The 1,100-nt window shown below is 42.3% G+C and carries 1 protein-coding gene and 1 pseudogene; one reads left to right on the top strand and one right to left on the bottom strand.

Annotated elements, in window-relative coordinates; genetic code table 11:
• Window positions 1-228: 228 nt before the first annotated feature.
• The gene (locus JMX94_RS13215) at window positions 229-465 is read left to right on the top strand and encodes a hypothetical protein (RefSeq protein ID WP_201563623.1); all 237 of its coding nucleotides are present in this window, start codon (window positions 229-231) and stop codon (window positions 463-465) included.
• A gap of 136 nt (window positions 466-601) precedes the next feature.
• On the opposite strand, the pseudogene JMX94_RS13210 reads toward JMX94_RS13215, so the two are convergent.
• A pseudogene (locus JMX94_RS13210) lies at window positions 602-1,100 on the bottom strand (neutral zinc metallopeptidase); the annotation flags it as partial.

Below are 1,100 nucleotides of genomic sequence, written 5' to 3'. Positions count from 1 at the left end.
AACAGTTAGCGGACTTTCATTATAAATACAATAACTCCAAGCAAAAGCCCTACCAACGATACAGTGAAGCAACATACTTTACAGGCTATTTGCAAAGCTTAGCGTTTCTACTACGCCGCGATAGACATAAACGGGCTACTATGCAAAGTAGTACAAACATCACTAGATACTTATTGTATTTTAAACTGTATATTGTATTTTAAATTTGACGACTTAATAGGTGATAATATGAAATTTGCTAAAACTTTTGCAATGACAGCCATTACTAGTTCAGCATTAATCATGACTGGTTGTAATACAGGCCCATACGGCAACGCAAACAACACCGTAAGAGGTGCTACTGCAGGCGCTGCTGCTGGTGCTCTAATCAGAAGTAAAGGCGATAGTAAAGATATCGCACGTGGTGCATTAGCGGGTGCTGCTCTTGGTGGCGCTGGTGGTTATATCTATGACCAAACCAAATAATATATTTTAGATAGCTATCAACAGACAGTTATCAAAATAAAAAGCCTGCAATTAAATTGCAGGCTTTTTTATGTTTATTTATTAAGCAACGAAGCAATACTTTTATAATGCCTCACTATTTATAATGCCCCATTACTTATAGTGCGCCACTAAAAGTATCGCAAGATTGAATATTGCCACTCTCTAAACCACGGGTAAACCACTGAACGCGCTGTTGACTGGTACCATGAGTGAAATTATCAGGTACGACTGCCCCACCACTGGCACGCGCCAAGCGATCATCACCAATTTGACTGGCGGCATTGATGGCTTCATCGATATCACCGGCTTCTAAAAACTGCACGCGCTCTTGATTACGCTGTGCCCAAACGCCCGCAAAACAATCCGCCTGTAGTTCTTGTAATACCGACAGCTTATTGGCCTGTGCGCGCGTAACTTGACGACCGGCTTCATTTACTTGTTGGGTAATACCGAGCAAGGTCTGTACATGATGACCAACCTCATGAGATATCACATACGCTTGGGCAAAGTCACCGGCTTTACCTTGGTTTTCGCTATCACCTGAGCCTTGCTCATCGCCTGTAATGCCTAAGTTTTGGCGCATCTCTACAAAACGACGTATCCAAATAAACCGT

This window comes from Psychrobacter sp. CMS30 (genome assembly GCF_904846565.1).
GTDB classification, from domain to species: domain Bacteria; phylum Pseudomonadota; class Gammaproteobacteria; order Pseudomonadales; family Moraxellaceae; genus Psychrobacter; species Psychrobacter maritimus.
Note: the sequence above shows the minus strand (reverse complement) of the source record. Positions and strands in the feature narration are given on the sequence as shown.

Bases quoted from the DNA above. Each gene is read 5' to 3' on its own strand.
- JMX94_RS13215 (WP_201563623.1), top strand. From the start codon at position 229: ATGAAATTTGCTAAAACTTTTGCAATGACAGCCATTACTAGTTCAGCA.